The organism is Snodgrassella sp. B3837, assembly GCF_026535955.1.
In the GTDB taxonomy this organism is placed as follows: domain Bacteria; phylum Pseudomonadota; class Gammaproteobacteria; order Burkholderiales; family Neisseriaceae; genus Snodgrassella; species Snodgrassella alvi_E.
In genome coordinates, this window is sequence record NZ_JAFNPI010000019.1 from 94,514 (window position 1) to 111,019 (window position 16,506).

Annotated in this window: 14 protein-coding genes; 7 read left to right on the forward strand and 7 right to left on the reverse strand. The window is 45.5% G+C overall.

What is annotated here, in order from left to right; genetic code table 11:
• Positions 1-5 precede the first annotated feature (5 nt).
• The 4 genes from pyrC to J3U67_RS07360 all read right to left on the reverse strand — a co-directional run bounded on the left by pyrC (position 6) and on the right by J3U67_RS07360 (position 5,021).
• On the reverse strand, positions 6-1,040 hold the full coding sequence (gene pyrC, locus J3U67_RS07345; protein ID WP_267404574.1) for a dihydroorotase: 1,035 nt from the start codon (positions 1,038-1,040) through the stop codon (positions 6-8).
• A gap of 138 nt (positions 1,041-1,178) precedes the next feature.
• On the reverse strand, positions 1,179-1,418 hold the full coding sequence (locus J3U67_RS07350) for a sulfurtransferase TusA family protein (RefSeq protein ID WP_370388612.1): 240 nt from the start codon (positions 1,416-1,418) through the stop codon (positions 1,179-1,181).
• 810 nt (positions 1,419-2,228) lie between these two features.
• Positions 2,229-3,890, reverse strand: coding sequence for a DNA repair protein RecN (gene recN / locus J3U67_RS07355; protein ID WP_267391262.1), 1,662 nt, complete (start codon positions 3,888-3,890; stop codon positions 2,229-2,231).
• Positions 3,891-4,130: 240 nt separating this feature from the next.
• The gene (locus J3U67_RS07360) at positions 4,131-5,021 is read right to left on the reverse strand and encodes an NAD(+) kinase (RefSeq protein ID WP_267391263.1); all 891 of its coding nucleotides are present in this window, start codon (positions 5,019-5,021) and stop codon (positions 4,131-4,133) included.
• A gap of 495 nt (positions 5,022-5,516) precedes the next feature.
• On the opposite strand from J3U67_RS07360, the gene miaA reads away from it, so the two are divergent.
• The 5 genes from miaA to J3U67_RS07385 all read left to right on the forward strand — a co-directional run bounded on the left by miaA (position 5,517) and on the right by J3U67_RS07385 (position 10,943).
• Positions 5,517-6,461 carry a tRNA (adenosine(37)-N6)-dimethylallyltransferase MiaA gene (miaA, locus tag J3U67_RS07365; RefSeq protein ID WP_267391264.1) on the forward strand — a complete coding sequence of 315 codons (945 nt, stop codon included), beginning with the start codon at positions 5,517-5,519 and terminating at the stop codon, positions 6,459-6,461.
• A 354-nt stretch (positions 6,462-6,815) separates the two neighbouring features.
• Positions 6,816-8,333, forward strand: coding sequence for an acetyl-CoA hydrolase/transferase family protein (locus tag J3U67_RS07370; RefSeq protein WP_267391265.1), 1,518 nt, complete (start codon positions 6,816-6,818; stop codon positions 8,331-8,333).
• 328 nt (positions 8,334-8,661) lie between these two features.
• Positions 8,662-9,912 (forward strand): serine hydroxymethyltransferase, encoded by a 1,251-nt coding sequence (glyA, locus tag J3U67_RS07375; protein ID WP_267404578.1) that lies wholly within the window; start codon positions 8,662-8,664, stop codon positions 9,910-9,912.
• 280 nt (positions 9,913-10,192) lie between these two features.
• Positions 10,193-10,399 carry a hypothetical protein gene (locus J3U67_RS07380; RefSeq protein ID WP_100139780.1) on the forward strand — a complete coding sequence of 69 codons (207 nt, stop codon included), beginning with the start codon at positions 10,193-10,195 and terminating at the stop codon, positions 10,397-10,399.
• A gap of 292 nt (positions 10,400-10,691) precedes the next feature.
• Positions 10,692-10,943, forward strand: a complete 252-nt coding sequence (locus J3U67_RS07385) for a GlsB/YeaQ/YmgE family stress response membrane protein (RefSeq protein ID WP_100139779.1) — start codon at positions 10,692-10,694, stop codon at positions 10,941-10,943.
• A 57-nt stretch (positions 10,944-11,000) separates the two neighbouring features.
• On the opposite strand, the gene J3U67_RS07390 is transcribed toward J3U67_RS07385, so the two are convergent.
• Both J3U67_RS07390 and alaS read right to left on the reverse strand, forming a co-directional pair.
• Positions 11,001-11,618: an MlaC/ttg2D family ABC transporter substrate-binding protein gene (locus J3U67_RS07390; protein ID WP_100139778.1), complete on the reverse strand. Its 618-nt coding sequence runs from the start codon at positions 11,616-11,618 to the stop codon at positions 11,001-11,003.
• Positions 11,619-11,704: 86 nt separating this feature from the next.
• Entirely contained in the window at positions 11,705-14,332 is a 2,628-nt protein-coding gene (gene alaS / locus J3U67_RS07395) for an alanine--tRNA ligase (RefSeq protein ID WP_267391267.1), read from the reverse strand.
• Here alaS and J3U67_RS07400 point away from each other — a divergent pair.
• Positions 14,331-14,600 carry a hypothetical protein gene (locus tag J3U67_RS07400; RefSeq protein WP_100152267.1) on the forward strand — a complete coding sequence of 90 codons (270 nt, stop codon included), beginning with the start codon at positions 14,331-14,333 and terminating at the stop codon, positions 14,598-14,600. The two genes, alaS and J3U67_RS07400, sit on opposite strands and share 2 nt — an antisense overlap.
• 55 nt (positions 14,601-14,655) lie before the next feature.
• Complete coding sequence (locus tag J3U67_RS07405) at positions 14,656-15,819, forward strand: polyamine ABC transporter substrate-binding protein (RefSeq protein WP_267391268.1); 1,164 nt, start codon at positions 14,656-14,658, stop codon at positions 15,817-15,819.
• 87 nt (positions 15,820-15,906) lie between these two features.
• On the opposite strand, the gene J3U67_RS07410 is transcribed toward J3U67_RS07405, so the two are convergent.
• Positions 15,907-16,404 (reverse strand): hypothetical protein, encoded by a 498-nt coding sequence (locus J3U67_RS07410; protein ID WP_267391269.1) that lies wholly within the window; start codon positions 16,402-16,404, stop codon positions 15,907-15,909.
• Positions 16,405-16,506: the final 102 nt, after the last annotated feature.

The following is a 16,506-nucleotide window of genomic DNA, read 5'->3' on the forward strand; positions in this document are numbered from 1 at the left end:
AGCGCCTATTCCACCAGTGTCCAGCTAATCGTACTATTTGCCCGTAGCGGCACCAAACGCTCATGGCCATACGGGTAGTATGCCGGTACCAAACGATTGGTTTTTACCAGTGTAATGGTATCCGTATTGCGTGGCAGATCATAAAATGCTGGTCCGTTTTCCGATGCAAAGGCTTGTAATTTATCCAGTGCGCCGGCCTGCTCAAATGCTTCAGCGTACAACTCAATAGCGGCAAAAGCACTAAATATTCCGGCACAGCCACAGGCACATTCTTTGTGCGTCTGCGCATGCGGCGCACTGTCAGTGCCAAGAAAAAATTTATGAGATTGTGAACCACATACTGCCTGTATCAATGCCCGTCTATGGCTTTCACGCTTCAGTACTGGTAAACAATAATGATGCGGCTGCATGCCTCCTACCAGCAGAGCATTACGGTTATACAACAGATGCTGTGGCGTTACCGTAGCAGCCACATTCTTACCTGCTGCCGCCACCAGCTGAGCAGCTTGGGCGGTGGTGATATGCTCAAATACTAGTTTCAGTTCAGGCAGACGTTGTAGTAATGGCTGCAACAACTCATCAATAAACACCGCTTCACGATCAAAAATATCAACTTCACTATCGGTTACCTCGCCGTGCACCAGTAAAGGCATGCCTACTTCGGCCATGGTTTCCAGTACAGGCAGCAGAGCCCATAAATCACTGACACCGGCAGCCGAATTGGTCGTAGCACCAGCTGGATATAATTTACACGCTATGATACCGGCGGCTTTGGCCTCACGAATCAGCGCTGGTGTGCTCTGGTCGGTCAGATATAAAGTCATCAGTGGCTGAAAACCGTTGCCGGCCGGTACAGCGGCAAGTATTCGTTCACGGTAAGCCAGCGCAGCAGCAACAGTAGTTACCGGCGGCTTCAGATTAGGCATAATCACCGCTCGCCCCATTTGACGTGCACTAAAAGGCACCACTGCGTTTAAGGCTGCACCATCACGCACATGAAGGTGCCAATCGTCTGGTCTGGTTAGAGTAAGAGTCTGCATCTGCATCCGTTTCGTTAACAAACTGTTTTACAGCTCAATAATACAGTTAGGCTTATTTAGATTGTAGAACCACCGTAGCCAGCATGGAACGGCTAAACATCGTATTCATGCCGCCATTTATCCGCAGCAGCGCGAAAACTAACGGTGTTTCACCCACATCTGCATCACACCATCTTCGCCATTATGCACTTGCAGAAGCTGATGGCCTGTCTGGCGGCAAAAAGCGGCAAAATCGTCTGGCGCATTTTTATCGGTTGCCAACACTTTTAATATCTTTCCAGCATCCATCGCGGCCAAGGCTTTTTTGGCTCGCAGAATCGGCATCGGGCAATTCAGGCCGATAACATCCAATGTCTCATCACTATGTGGTTCGCTCATCATCAGCTCATCACAGATAATTGAAAAATATGATTATACAACGTGCATGCATTTGCCCAATAGTCTCTGGGCAGAAGCCCAACATATTAATTAGAACAAAGTACAGCTATTATCATCTGGATATTATTTTCCATGGCCTCCTCGGCCTGACATGTACAGGCTGAGAACAAATAACTACTTAATTTAAAAAATATTTTTTATTTATTAAATCAGATCTAATACCTAAATACAGCACTATTTCGTTGAATCATATCTGAAGCTCATTATCATATTTTGGCTGTTATCTGATAAATGATATTTTTCAGTTTTCTACAGTATCGGATTGCTGGATTAAGCTGAAAATTACTAAAGATAAAAAATCAACCTACTGAGTGATTCTATGATTTTATATTGTGCCGTTAGCAAACATACTTTCTTATACAATACCTCTGCCTAAACCATCCCTGCTTATAGGTGTTTTACGGTGCTGTACCTCCTACCACCGTGGGTAATACAAACTCTTTTCTAGCATTGTATCTGTACAATCAAGCTGACTGATTGGGGTTTGCGAACAAATAGATCCGTAATTCTTTCGCATGTTAGCTGATTCACATCGTTAATTGTTGATTCAGTAAGTCATATACAGTTGCAAATACTTCTCAATAGATAAAATTGTTTATACGGGCGGCAAATTTTTCGTTAAGGTATTTCAAACTATATGATAAAAATATAGTAGTTTACTGTAGGCAAAATCAGCAAAAAAACTTCCCAAACCAAAGTACGATAGCCACCACCTTCTTGGTGCCAGATGCTGTATATAGTCAAACCAAATTACTTTTGTGCTAGCGCCAACATCTCGCGAGCATGATTGCGCGTGGTATCAGTAATGGTTTCACCGCCTAGCATTCTGGCAATCTCATCTATCCGGCTATCGGCAGTCAGAACCTTTATTTCACTTATAGTCTGACCTTTACTGCTGTGCTTGCGCACCTGCCAGTGCTGCTGGCCACAAGCAGCTACTTGAGGTAAATGGGTAACTGCCAGAATCTGACGGTTTTGCCCGAGACTGCGCAAAGCATGGCCAACAACGTCCGCCACTGCACCGCCGATACCAGTGTCCACTTCATCAAAAATCAGTGTAGGAACTTCATTGTACTGGCTGGTTACCATTTGCAGTGCCAGGCTGATGCGCGCCAGCTCACCACCAGAGGCCACTTTACTCATGGCACGTAAAGGTGTGCCCTGATTGGCGGCTACCTGATATTGCACCTGTTCTAAACCATGCAGAGAGGGAGAAGCACTGAGTAGTTCAATATGAAAACGTGCACCCTGCATGGCCAGATTCTGCATATGAGCTGTAGTTTGTTTAGCCAATTTCGCTGCTGCCTGATGCCTGCGGGCAGATAATTGCTGGGCTACCTGCATATATTCGTTTTCACGCTCTGCTACTCTCGCCCGCAAAGCCTCAATATCAGCCGCTGCTTCCAGCTCATTTAATGCAGATTCCACTCTGGCCAATTCTTCCGGCAATTGCGGTGGCTCCAGCCGATATTTGCGTGCCATGCTCATTAATTCCTGCATCCGCTGTCCCTGCTGTACCAGCAGATTTTCGTCAGTTTCTACACTGGCACTGGCTTCGCGCAGATAAGCACTGACTTCACCCAGCTCGGCTTCTACCGATTCCAGCAGAGTCACACTATCGGCAAAAGCCGGTGCAGCCTTAATCAATGCAGCCAGTTGCTGGCGGCAGTGAAACAAACGGCTTTGCAAGCCATCATCACCATTGAGAATCTCTTCTACGCTGGCAGCTGTGTGCAGAATATCGGCTGCATGTACCAGCGCATCATGGCTCTGACTCAGCGTTTCCCATTCATTTTCCTGCACATTTAAAGCACTGAGCTCATCCAGGCGCCATTGTAGGCGTTCGCGTTCGATATTCAGGCTGTCAGCTTGAGTCTGAGCTTTTTCCAGCTCGCGTTCGGCTTCCTGCCAGCGCTGGTAGGCTTCTCGCACACGTGCAACTTCCTTATCCGCCCCAGCAAAGGCATCCAGTAAAACGCGCTGCGCAGCTTCACTATTTAACGAATGATGAGCATTCTGGCCATGGATATCGATCAGTAATTCACCAATTTGGCGCAGTTGTCCCAGTGTCACAGCCTGATTATTGATAAAACTGCGGCTTTTGCCTTTCACATCAATGGTACGGCGGATACTCAGCTGCGTTTCCTGTGCATCCAATAAGCCCTGTTCCTGTAGTAAGGACTGCGCCTGCGGGACATCACTTACATCAAACAGGGCTGATAACTGCGCTTCTTTAGCACCATGCCGTATTTGGCCGTAATCTGCTTTATCACCCAGTAACAACCCCAGCGCATCCAGTGTGATTGATTTGCCGGCACCAGTTTCCCCAGTCAGAACGGTAAATCCACTCTGAAAACTCAGGTTCAGTTCATCCACAATCACAAAGTCACGTAAAGACAACGCCAGCAGCATAAACAGCCTTTCTTCAAGAAAGCATCCATGATTCAGGGCTGATTTTAGTATTTTTTAAAAAAAGTGCAAGGTATTTTTTAGAAAAAACTAAAATTAATTATAAAAATTTCGATTTTATTAATTTTTACTACATGCCTTACACTTTTAAAGCATTACCATCTGTCATGCCACGTTAGCTAAAGCCAAAAATTAACGTAATTAAATAAGGATGTAGATGTATTAGAAACTATCAGCCACATTTCATACCAGCTGATCACCCCAGTGCAGTTTCTGGCGTAGAGTACGGTAATACTGATAATTCACTGGATGTAAGATACGTAGTGAATTGCGGTAGCGACTAATACGGATTTTATCCATTGTCTGCAAATCAAAAAATGCCTGGCCATCAAAATGCGCACGCGCATCCCCGCCTTTGGTAATCAACACTTCGATTTCACTGGTATCACTTACAGCAATCGGGCGGTTTGACATCGATTGCGGGCAGATAGGCACCAAACTGAATGCACGCAACGTGGGCTGTAGAATTGGTCCGCCGGCCGCAAGTGCATACGCTGTAGAACCCGTTGGTGTGGACACAATCAGACCATCCGAACGCTGGGTGTAAACAAATTCTTTATTAATGAATACTTCAAATTCAATCATCTGCCCCAGCGCACCACGGCTAAGTACCACATCGTTTAGTGCCAGTGAATGGTAAACGTCTCTGCCTTCTCGAACTACCGTCGTTTCCAGAAGAATACGCTCTTCTGGCAGATATTTGCCCGTCAGCATGCCGGTTAGTTCGCTAACCATTTGAGCACGCGGTACCTGTGTTAGAAACCCTAAGTGCCCCTGATGAATACCAATCAGTGGCACACGATAGGGAGCCAGTTTGCGAGCCACTGAGAGCAGTGTGCCATCACCGCCCAACACCATTACCAAATCACAGCGTCTTCCCATTTCACATTTGGTAATGATCTGATAGCAATGCAAATTAGCCGCACTGATATGATTATCAGCTTGTGCCTCGCCGTCCAGATACACCGATAACCCTGCTTCACATAAAAAAGCAATAAGTTCATTCAGTACTTCACTCATCATCGGTGTTTGCGGCCGGGTCACAATCCCGATATGGTTAAACTGGCTATTCATGAATCGCATATTCCTAACAAAGTAGCTCACCCAGAATTCAACTGCCTTGGTTTTTATGGCTTATTATAAAGGGTAATACATTAATATACTTCCATATTGTAATCCTCCAATTTCAGCAAAATTATTATGAATCAGGCGCAACATCACACTCAAGGGCTAATCAGCTGTAAATCCTGATAATTTTAAAATAAATGATTATTACCTTGGCAACAGCGTGTACACAAATCTGATCTAAGTGCTGACTAGCATTTGTCTTCAAATACAAACTATAAAATGCTCACTTTTATTTGCAAACTGTTGAAAAATTAGCATTGATTTTGCAAATATAGCCTAATTTACAGCATAGCTTTGGACTAAAAACAAACAATTTTCTTCGAATACCCACCAACTTCAGATATCGCCACATAAATAGCAGTTATCTGCTGCCATTTAACTATCATTCGCTGATTTAGCTAGTTCAAGCTACAATAATCGTTTAAAAACAGAGTTACTGCGATGGTTACATCTTTGCCTAAAGTATTTGCGCTTCTGGGACCCACAGCTTCCGGTAAAACCAGTTTAGCTCTGAATCTGGCTGCTCAATTTCCGGTAGAAATCATCAGTCTGGATTCAGCTTTGATTTATCGGGACATGAACATCGGCACCGCCAAACCCACACCCGCAGAACAGCAGGCAGTACCGCATCATTTGATTGATATCATTTCCCCATTGGAATGCTATAGCGCTGCCCAATTTGTGAGTGACTGTGTACGCTTAGCTAAAGAGATACACAGCCGCGGCCACCTTCCCTTACTGGTGGGTGGCACAATGATGTATTACCACGCCCTTACTCAGGGGCTCAGCAGCCTGCCTGAAGCCAATCCACATATCCGTGCCGAGCTGGAAAAACTAAAACAACAGCATGGCATGGATTATTTATATACTTTATTGCAGAAAGTAGACCCAATTACGGCTGCACGCCTGCCTGCCGGCGATAGCCAGCGCATAGAACGGGCACTGGAAATCTATCATATTACCGGTATCCCGATGAGTAGCCATCTGGCCAATCAGCAAAACCAGCAACCATCTGTAGACGTATGCACACTGGCACTGCTGCCAGCCGACCGTGCTCACCTTCGCGTTCAGATTGGCACCCGCTTCCATACCATGCTGGCACAGGGTTTTGTAGAAGAAGTGCAAGCATTGCGTCTGCAATACCCAGACCTGCACTCAGACCTACCCTCCATGCGTTGTGTCGGCTACCGGCAAGCATTTGATTATCTGAATGGTATCATTGATTACGACACCTTCGTAGAACGCAGTATCGTGGCTACTCGCCAGCTAGCCAAACGCCAGCTCACATGGCTACGCAAGCTCAATCCGCAGCATATGCTTGACCCATTTAATCCGGCCGGACTCTTTGAGCAGACAGCTCATCTGATGCAGCAATTCTTTTCCTGAAATCATCCATTTCAGAAAAATTCTAGCTATGAATATTTAAGCAATAATAGTAAAAATTTATGTAAACATCTGCATGCTTCCTCAATAGACATATTCACAACATGCTGAATTAATTAATCTTACTGATTATTAATCTATAATTATTTATCTATGTGTACAGCACAGCCCCTTACCCATGCACAGACAAAACAGCATAAGACAATTATTTACAGTAAAATGCACACCGTTGATAGCGTCATTACGTCTTCTCATTCATTCCGAAAGAGATAAACGGCAAAGACAACATTTATCCTTCACGCCTCACTCTAGCCAGGCAAGGGTCAGGCATTTTTGATTTAATAAGGAGAAAACACGATGTCCGTACAGGATCGCATCCGTTATACCTCACTTCATTCCCGTCTGATGTCTGCTGCTCAGGCTGCAACCCTGATTCAAAATGATGCCAATGTTGGCATGAGCGGATTTACCGGAGCCAGCTACCCTAAAGTATTACCGCAGGCAATTGCCGATTTTGCTCGTGCAGAACACGCTGCCGGCCGGCCGTACAAAATCAATGTCTGGACTGGTGCGTCTACAGCACCTGAGTGTGATGGCGTTCTGGCTGATGCACATGCTATTAATCAGCGCCTGCCCTTTAATACCGACCGCCACATGCGGCAGGAAATCAATAACGGTGATGTCAACTTCATCGACATGCATTTATCACATGTTGCGCAGCAAGCTTGGTTTGGCTTTCTGGGTCACATGCACGTGGCTATTATCGAAGTGCTGGGCATCACCGAAGATGGTTTGTTGATTCCGTCTACTGCCATTGGTAACAACCAGACTTGGCTGGATATGGCCGATAAAGTGATTCTGGAAGTGAATACTGGTCTGCCGGTACAGATGGAAGGCATGCACGACATCCCGGTGAGCAATGCCATTCCGCCTCATCGCACTCCAATCAACATGACCCGTGCAGACGACCGCATCGGTGAAAAATACATGAAAGTCGATCTAAACAAAGTGGTAGCCATTGTAGAATCCAATGCTCCAGACCGCGACAATGTATTCAGCGAACCCGATGACAAATCCAAACAGATTGCCGCATACATCGTAGACTTCCTGTCTCAGGAAATCAAAATGGGACGCTTACCGAAAGAAATGCTGCCAATTCAGTCCGGCGTAGGTAATGTGGCCAATGCTGTATTGGCTGGTCTGTTAACCGGTCCGTTTGAAAATCTTTTCGGCTATACTGAAGTATTACAGGATGGCATGCTAGACTTGCTGCGCGCAGGTAAAATGGCCACCGCCTCCGCTACAGCCATCTCTCTGTCTGCCAAAGCATTCAAAGACTTTGCCGACAATATTGATTTTTACCGTGAACGCATTATTCTGCGTCCGCAGGAAATTTCCAATCATCCTGAACTGGTACGCCGCTTAGGCATTATTGCCATGAATTCCATGATTGAAGCGGACATTTACGGCAATATCAACTCTACGCACGTAATGGGTACCAGCATGATGAATGGTATCGGCGGCTCCGGCGACTTTGCTCGCAACAGCTTCCTAAACTTCTTCGTTACCCCATCTACTGCTAAGGATGACAAAATCTCCTGCATCGTGCCGATGGTATCGCATGTTGACCACACCGAGCACGATACACAGATTATTGTTACCGAACAAGGTCTGGCCGACCTACGTGGACTGGCTCCACGGCAGCGTGCAAAAGTGGTTATCGAAAAATGTGCACATCCTGATTATCGCGACCAGTTGCAAGATTATTATGATCGTGCATTGCAGACCGCAAAAGGTATTCATACGCCACACATCCTGACGGAAGCCTTAAGCTGGCACGAACATTTCCTAAAAACCGGTTCTATGAAAATGTAATTCATCATATACCGTATCCAAACAGCCCTGAATCATTCAGGGCTGTTTGTTTATTTAATCAACACGCACCATCAGCCAACTAATAGTTTCGTATCCTATACTCGGCAGTATTAAGTACTACATCTGCACAGCATTTTGTACAATAATTTTTCCCACAGTCTGACCCTGACTGCAAAACATTCGCATTGTATGAATTCCCTTCATCATGGCAAGGCATCAAATTCAGCCACACAGCCATCACTATCAGTTAAAATAAGCGCGACTCAATCTCATTCGCTGCATACAGCACTCTCTTTATTTCTCTACTTTCATAAAAGGAAAGACCGCCATGTTTTCCAAAGCGTTAACCATCGAAAAATTCGACCCACAGCTAGCCGCAGCCATTGCCCGCGAAGACCAGCGCCAGCAAGATCATGTGGAATTAATTGCCTCAGAAAACTATGTTAGCTGCGCTGTAATGGAAGCTCAGGGCAGCCAGCTAACCAACAAATATGCCGAAGGCTATCCAGGCAAACGCTACTATGGCGGTTGTGAATACGTAGACGAAGTGGAACAACTGGCCATAGACCGCCTCAAACAACTATTTGGCGCTACCTATGTTAATGTGCAACCACACTCCGGTTCACAAGCCAATCAGGCAGTGTACGCCAGTGTGCTGCAACCAGGTGACACCATTCTGGGCATGTCACTGGCTCATGGCGGCCACCTCACTCATGGCGCCAGCGTCAACATTTCCGGACGCTTATATAATGCCATTACCTATGGCCTGGATGAAAACGAAATCCTCAATTACGCACAAGTAGAACAACTGGCTCTTGAGCACAAACCGAAAATGATTGTCGCTGGCGCTTCTGCCTATGCACTGGAAATCGACTGGGCACGTTTCCGTGCCATTGCCGATAAAGTTGGCGCCTATCTGTTTGTGGATATGGCACACTACGCTGGTCTGGTAGCCGGCGGAGAATACCCAAATCCAGTACCGTTTGCCGATTTTGTCACTACCACTACCCATAAAACCCTGCGCGGCCCACGCGGTGGTGTGATTATGTGCCGCAGCGAAGAACATGCCAAAGCGCTTAATTCTGCTATTTTCCCATGCCTGCAAGGCGGCCCACTGATGCATGTGATTGCCGCCAAAGCCGTGGCATTTAAAGAAGCTTTGCAGCCAGAATTCAAACAGTATGCCCGTCAGATTAAAGCCAATGCCAAGGTACTGGCAGAAACCCTGATTGAACGTGGTTTGCGCATCGTATCCGGCCGCACAGAAAGCCATGTATTTCTGGTGGACTTACAGCCGAAAAAACTGACCGGAAAAACTGCCGAAGCAGTGTTGGGACAGGCTCACATCACTGTGAACAAAAATGCCATTCCCAACGACCCAGAAAAACCGTTTGTCACCTCAGGTATTCGTCTAGGTACCGCCGCCATTACCACCCGCGGCTTTACTGAAGCCGATACCCGCGAGCTAGGTCATTTGATTGCCGACGTACTGGACAACGCAGATAATCAGCAGGTAATTTTAGAGGTGGCTGAAAAAGTACAGAAAATTTGCAATAGATTACCCGTTTATGGAAAATAAACAACATTATTAAATTCTTAATATCTAGTTATTGCTTAGATACTATAGAATATTTATACTCAAATAAGGCTACTTTAATATTGATAAAATGATGTTTTAATCTGTTTTCTAATTGATATAAACATCAACATGGATTTCCTTACAGGAAAACCAGCTTTAACTAATCAGATATTATCAAAATACCAATAAAGTATTAATATAGCCTCATTGCAAAAGCAAAGTTTACACTTTGCTTTTAAGATTTAAGGTATCTTGATAATAAAATTTGAAAGGAAACAAAATGAAAAAATTAGTTTCTACTGCTTTATTGGCTGCATCTTTAACAATGACTGCTGGTTTTGCTTTGGCTAATTCTCAGAATGACACTACCGATGTGCGCAATTTTGCAGAATCTACTGCTCAAAATGGCCAGAATACTCATGTTTCTGATTCAACTCCTGAAAACACTCCATACCGCACTGTTAATACCTATGCTGGTAATCACTAAATAGTGAGTAATAATCAAAAAGCATAACTTTTCAGTTATGCTTTTTTTTCGTCCATCTCATCAATATTTGCCATTTGATATTCACTCACGTTTCTTGTTTCGATGCATCATCAAACATAAACTAAAATTTCATTCTCATACCAAAAAACCGCCTTACTACCCAAAACATAACATACTGATAACACATATTTATTTAAAATAAGCATTTCAATTAGTGATTTTACATCAGTAACGAACATCTCATAAGTTTCAAGGATTAAGATAAAGTTTCCTTATTTTCAGGGAGTACAACATGGGCTTAATCTGGACAATTGTAGTAGGTTTCATCATTGGCGTGATTGCCAAATTGATTTATCCAGGCAAACAACAAATTGGCTGGATTGTTACCACACTACTGGGTATTGGTGGTTCCTTACTCGCTGGATATGTTGGTCAGGCTTTTGGCTGGTATCATGCAGGAGAAAAAGCCGGTTTAATCGCTTCGATTATCTTCGCCTGTATTATTTTGTTTATTTACGGCAAAATTAAAAACCGGCCATTATAGAATAAAAAAAACGGTGACGAATACATATTCGCCACCGTTTTTTCAACAAATATATCTTTACTTCTTCATCTGGACCTTACCCAGCCCCTTTTCCCGAAGTTGAGCAATCGTTGCATCAATACCCTGCTGCTGAATTAACTGATCAAACTGATTACGGTAGACCGTCACTAAGCTAGTGCCGTTCACACGAAAATTATAAATTTTAAATACCCCATTGGAATAATACATCTGATAACCCACGGTATAATGTTTATCACTGGCACTGACAATCTCAGTGAAGGTTTCCAGTTTGTTATTACCCTGATTCACCACTTTGGGCAGGACTTTTACCGTTGCATTGCTGGCACCCATCAAAGCAGAATGTGCGTAAATTCGTACAATCATATTCTTGAAAGCCGCGCTGAAATCCTGCCGCTGCTGCGCAGTAAATTGCCGCCACGGCAACCCTACTGCCAAAGCTGATATACGCTCGTAATCCAAATACTGATCCGCATAGCGCTCAATCTGACTGATTCGCTGCTGCTCATTCAGACTTTTGTCACGTGCTACCGACAACACCGCATCCACATTCTGCTGCAATTGCTGTTGCGCCAGCTGTTCTTGCGTTGCGGCAAACGTACACACCGATACCATCAGCATCCACGCAGCCAGACAAGCTTTAACATACCTCTGCATTTTTCATTCTCCTATTGGTAAGCAAAAAAACGGCTTATGTAATTATCTTCCATAAACCGTTTGCTGTTTTCATCTGCGAAATATCTCTACACTGCTTTAGCAGCTAACCAGTCAGTTACACTGGCCAGTGCCTTCGGCAACGCTGCCACATCATGGCCGCCTGCCTGTGCCAAATCAGGACGGCCACCGCCTTTTCCACCAACCTGCGCAGCCACATAATTAACCAGCTCTCCTGCTTTAACTGTTTTACTCAGGGCTTTCGATACACCTGCAGTAACGGCAATTTTACCATCATTTACAGCAGCCAAAACCACCACAATATTCTCACCTTGTGAAACCAAATCAGCAGCGATATCGCGCAACGCACTACTGTCAGCATCGATCTGGTTCAGTATTAGCCGCGCAGTGCCCACAGCCTGAGCCTGTGCCAGCAGCGCACTGCCCGCATGTTTGGCTAGCTCTGTTCTGGCTTCGCTCAGTGCTTTTTCCAGCTGTTTCATTTGGCTGTGCATGCTTTGCAGTTTAGGCACTAGGTCTTCAGCAGTCTGAGCCTTCACCTCCACTACTGCGGCTTTCAGCAAATCTTCCTGCTGTTGTACATACTGTAGCGCATTCAAGCCGGTTACCGCCTCAATGCGACGTACACCGGCGGCAATACCACTCTCAGATACTATCTTGAACAGGCCGATATCACCGGTACGTGCCACATGAGTACCACCACACAGCTCGGTGGAAAATTCACCCATGCTCAATACACGCACTTCATCGCCGTATTTCTCACCAAATAGCGCCATGGCACCAGCGGCAATGGCATCATCAAAACTCATATTCTGAGCACAAACCGGCACATTGGCCACAATAGCCTGATTTACACGGCGTTCCACTTCTGCCAATTGGGCGCTGGTTACCGGCTGCGTATGTGAGAAATCAAAGCGTGTACGCTCTGCATTCACTAGCGAGCCTTTCTGCTCAACATGCATACCCAGCACTTCACGCAGGGCACGATGCATCAGATGAGTCGCACTGTGGTTACGCATACTTGCTTCACGCAAAGCACTATCTACCTGAGCAGTAACCGCATCGCCGACTTTCAGGCTGCCAGAAACCATTTCTCCAAACTGACTAAACACTTTTGCCTTAATTTTCTGCGTGTCATCTACTTGAAAACGGTTTTCACCAGCAAAAATATAGCCCATATCACCTGTCTGACCACCAGATTCGGCATAAAATGGCGTGAAATCAATCACCACGGCACCAGTTTCACCTGCGTGCAACTGTTCAACTGCCTCACCGTCTTTATACAAAGCCAAAATCGTGCTTTCATTCTGACGCTCATGATAACCAGTGAATTCAGTATCTGCTCCATCATAAGCCAACTGGGTATTGGCTTTGAAATTCTGCGCCGCACGCGCACGCGCACGCTGAGCAGCCATTTCGCGCTCAAACCCTGCTTCGTCCAGACTAATATTGCGTTCACGGGCAATATCAGCAGTTAAATCATAAGGGAATCCATAAGTATCATACAGCTTGAAAATCACTTCACCGGCAAGCGTATTACCACCATCCTGCAAAGCATTTTCCAATAAGGCCATACCCGTTTCTAGCGTCTGCGCAAAACGGCTTTCTTCTTGTTTCAGCACCTCGCTGATTTGTACCTGTTTTTCTACCAGTTCTGGATAAGACGCACCCATTTCCTGCACCAGATCAGCTACCAGCAAATGAAAAAACGCCTGTTTACAGCCCAGTTTGTAGCCATGGCGTACCGCGCGGCGAATAATGCGCCGCAATACATAGCCACGTCCTTCATTGCTCGGCAGTACACCATCAGCAATCAAAAAGGCACAAGAGCGGATATGGTCGGCAATCACCTTCAGGCTGGGTACTTCCTGACTGTAAGGCACGCCAACCACACGAGCTACAGCATGCAGTAAATGCACAAACAAATCGATTTCATAATTACTGTGCACCTGCTGCAATACCGCAGACACGCGCTCTAGTCCCATACCGGTATCGACCGAAGGTTTTGGCAGCGGATTCATATTGCCGTTTTCATCGCGGTTATACTGCATAAACACACAGTTCCAGATTTCGATAAAACGGTCACCATCTTCCTCAGGGCTACCCGGAGGGCCTCCCCAAATATGTTCACCATGGTCGTAAAAAATTTCTGAGCATGGACCGCAAGGGCCAGTATCACCCATCTGCCAGAAATTATCCGAAGCATAGCGCGCACCTTTATTGTCGCCAATGCGAATAATTTTTTCTGCCGGTAGGCCGATTTCATTCAACCAAATATTATAGGCTTCATCATCATCTGCATAAACGGTAGCCAGCAGCTTTTCCTTTGGCAGATTAAGCCAATCCTTACTCGTCAGGAATTCCCAAGCAAAATGTAGCGCATCATGTTTGAAATAATCACCAAAGCTGAAATTGCCTAGCATTTCAAAAAACGTATGATGACGCGCAGTGTAGCCTACATTTTCCAGATCGTTGTGCTTACCTCCGGCGCGTACACATTTCTGTGCCGTGGTTGCGCGGCTGTACGGACGCTTGTCAAAACCCAGAAACACATCTTTAAACTGATTCATGCCTGCGTTGGTAAACAACAGGGTTTTATCATCCTGAGGTGGAACCAGCGAAGAAGACGGCACCACCTGATGCCCCTTACTGGCAAAAAATTTAAGAAAATTAGAACGTAAATCTGCTGTTTTCATGGTAGTTTCAGTTGAACGGGCGATTAATCGTATTCAGGCAGTCTGTATACACACAGACTGCCTGAATATGGATATTAAAAACAGGACACTGGATAAACTATCCCAACTACCGCCCTTGTTAAAATCATGTGCTTATCTTACCGCAGTTTTACGCATAAGCATACCAGAACTGGCTAAAAACCATGCCAAAATGACAAATCCGACAACACCCCTACCCGATTACGGTATAGTTAGCCCTAAGCACACAGAATATGAAGTTACAAGGTGATCATACCCCATCACCATGCCAGCCTAAAACAGGCGCATCTTTGAAAAGGACAAACATGAAAAACACAGCCAGCCTGAGTTTATCCAGTTTGATTTTATGCATACTGGCCGCCTGCAGCGGTTCTCATGAAAATAGCGGCACCAAGCCGGCTTCTGCCGTAGCGGCCAGCAGCACCGGCACATTGAACGAAACTAAAACACTGAAAATCTACAATTGGTCTGATTATGTGGACCCAAAAACCATCAGTGAATTTGAAAAGAAATACGGCATAAAAGTTACCTACAACTATTATGACAGCGACGAAACACTAGAAAGCAAAATCCTAACCGGACAGTCTGGCTACGACATCGTTGGTCCGTCCAACTCCTTTGTCGGCCGACAGATTAAAGCTGGCGCTTATCAGCCGCTAGACAAGAGTCTGATACCCAACTGGAAAAACATTAACCCGAAATTACTTGATTTATTAAAAGATGTCGATCCGGGCAACCAATATGCTGTCCCCAATTACTGGGGTATGAATACCATCGCCATCAACATTGAGAAAGTCAATGCCGCACTGGGTGACACCCCAATGCCAGAAAATAGCTGGGATCTGGTTTTCAATCCGAAATATACAGACAAACTGAAAAGCTGCGGCATCAGCTACATGGACAGCCCTGTAGAAATGATTCCGCTGGCACTGCACTATGCAGGTAAAGATCCCAACAGCCAAAGCAAAGACGATATAGACATGGCTGCCAATCTCATCAAAGCCAACCGCAGCAACGTGCTGCGCTACTCTTCTTCAGGCTACATCGACGATCTAGCTCGAGGAGATGTCTGCGTGGCCATCGGCTTTGGTGGCGATTTAAATATCGCCAAACGTCGTCGGCTAGAAGCCACCGGTAAAAAAGATATTCAGGTTTTAGTTCCTGAACAAGGCGTATCTCTATGGGTGGATACTCTGGCCATTCCCAAAGATGCCGCCAACTTGAAAAATGCTTACCGCTATCTAAACTGGGTTCTCGAACCCCAGATTGCTGCCCGCAATGGCAACCATGTCACCTATGCACCCGCCAGCCTGCCAGCAAAACAACTGATGAAAAAAGAATATCGCGAAGACAGCAGCATCTTCCCATCAGATGAAGTGCTGGCCAACAGCTATCTCGTTTTACCGGCCAAATCCGATACTCTGAAATACGAATTGCGCTTATGGCAAAATCTCAAAGCAGGCAAATAAACCATTAGCCACTATTTGCTCAATACAAAACCCCTCATTTCTGAGGGGTTTTGTATTGCCGGCCGCCGAGGCAGAAATTTTCCACGGCTAACGACAAAGCTCAGGGAATTTCCGCCATGCCTGCGACAACGTCATACCATTTGCATATAAATTAACCGTACTCTGCGCCATACCCGCTTTAACCACATCTATCTGCAATCCTTCTTTACCGGTAAATGGATTAACCAGCGCCAGCGTCTGGCTACCATTCGGATAACTGCTTATTCGATAAAATTCACGTGGAAGATTAAAGCGAGACTGCAACTTATCGTGCAAACACTTGCTGACTTCAATAGCCGGCCGGTCGATATTTAGGCTCACTTCCGGCGGAGTACTACGTTCCGGTTTCAGCACCGTGACATCTTTTGTGACTACCGCACAACGAAAACCTTTACTGCCTATGGGCTGGTCAGCCTGCAATAAAGCTTTGGCCATAGCCTCTGAATCACATTCGCGCTCTTCTTGCGCATAAGGTGTGACCTGAGCACACCCCACCAACATGCTGGCACATAGACAAGGCCACCATAATAAATTCTTCCACAACATGTTTGATTTTCCACTGGATGCCTAGAGGTTCTATGCCAAACTGAACCCAGACATAATTTTTCCCCGCCAACAGGCAGCAGGTTTACTGAATCTGCCCAGTTT

What these genes read in the sequence shown, in the direction of transcription:
- J3U67_RS07380 (WP_100139780.1), top strand. Translation starts at nt 10,193, where the DNA reads ATGAAAAAATTAGTTTCTACTGCTTTATTGGCTGCATCTTTAACAATG.
- miaA (WP_267391264.1), top strand. Translation starts at nt 5,517, where the DNA reads ATGGTTACATCTTTGCCTAAAGTATTTGCGCTTCTGGGACCCACAGCT.
- J3U67_RS07385 (WP_100139779.1), top strand. Translation starts at nt 10,692, where the DNA reads ATGGGCTTAATCTGGACAATTGTAGTAGGTTTCATCATTGGCGTGATT.
- J3U67_RS07405 (WP_267391268.1), top strand. Translation starts at nt 14,656, where the DNA reads ATGAAAAACACAGCCAGCCTGAGTTTATCCAGTTTGATTTTATGCATA.
- glyA (WP_267404578.1), top strand. Translation starts at nt 8,662, where the DNA reads ATGTTTTCCAAAGCGTTAACCATCGAAAAATTCGACCCACAGCTAGCC.
- pyrC (WP_267404574.1), bottom strand. Translation starts at nt 1,040, where the DNA reads ATGCAGACTCTTACTCTAACCAGACCAGACGATTGGCACCTTCATGTG.
- alaS (WP_267391267.1), bottom strand. Translation starts at nt 14,332, where the DNA reads ATGAAAACAGCAGATTTACGTTCTAATTTTCTTAAATTTTTTGCCAGT.
- J3U67_RS07400 (WP_100152267.1), top strand. Translation starts at nt 14,331, where the DNA reads ATGGTAGTTTCAGTTGAACGGGCGATTAATCGTATTCAGGCAGTCTGT.
- J3U67_RS07410 (WP_267391269.1), bottom strand. Translation starts at nt 16,404, where the DNA reads ATGTTGTGGAAGAATTTATTATGGTGGCCTTGTCTATGTGCCAGCATG.
- J3U67_RS07360 (WP_267391263.1), bottom strand. Translation starts at nt 5,021, where the DNA reads ATGAATAGCCAGTTTAACCATATCGGGATTGTGACCCGGCCGCAAACA.
- J3U67_RS07370 (WP_267391265.1), top strand. Translation starts at nt 6,816, where the DNA reads ATGTCCGTACAGGATCGCATCCGTTATACCTCACTTCATTCCCGTCTG.
- J3U67_RS07390 (WP_100139778.1), bottom strand. Translation starts at nt 11,618, where the DNA reads ATGCAGAGGTATGTTAAAGCTTGTCTGGCTGCGTGGATGCTGATGGTA.
- recN (WP_267391262.1), bottom strand. Translation starts at nt 3,890, where the DNA reads ATGCTGCTGGCGTTGTCTTTACGTGACTTTGTGATTGTGGATGAACTG.
- J3U67_RS07350 (WP_370388612.1), bottom strand. Translation starts at nt 1,418, where the DNA reads ATGAGCGAACCACATAGTGATGAGACATTGGATGTTATCGGCCTGAAT.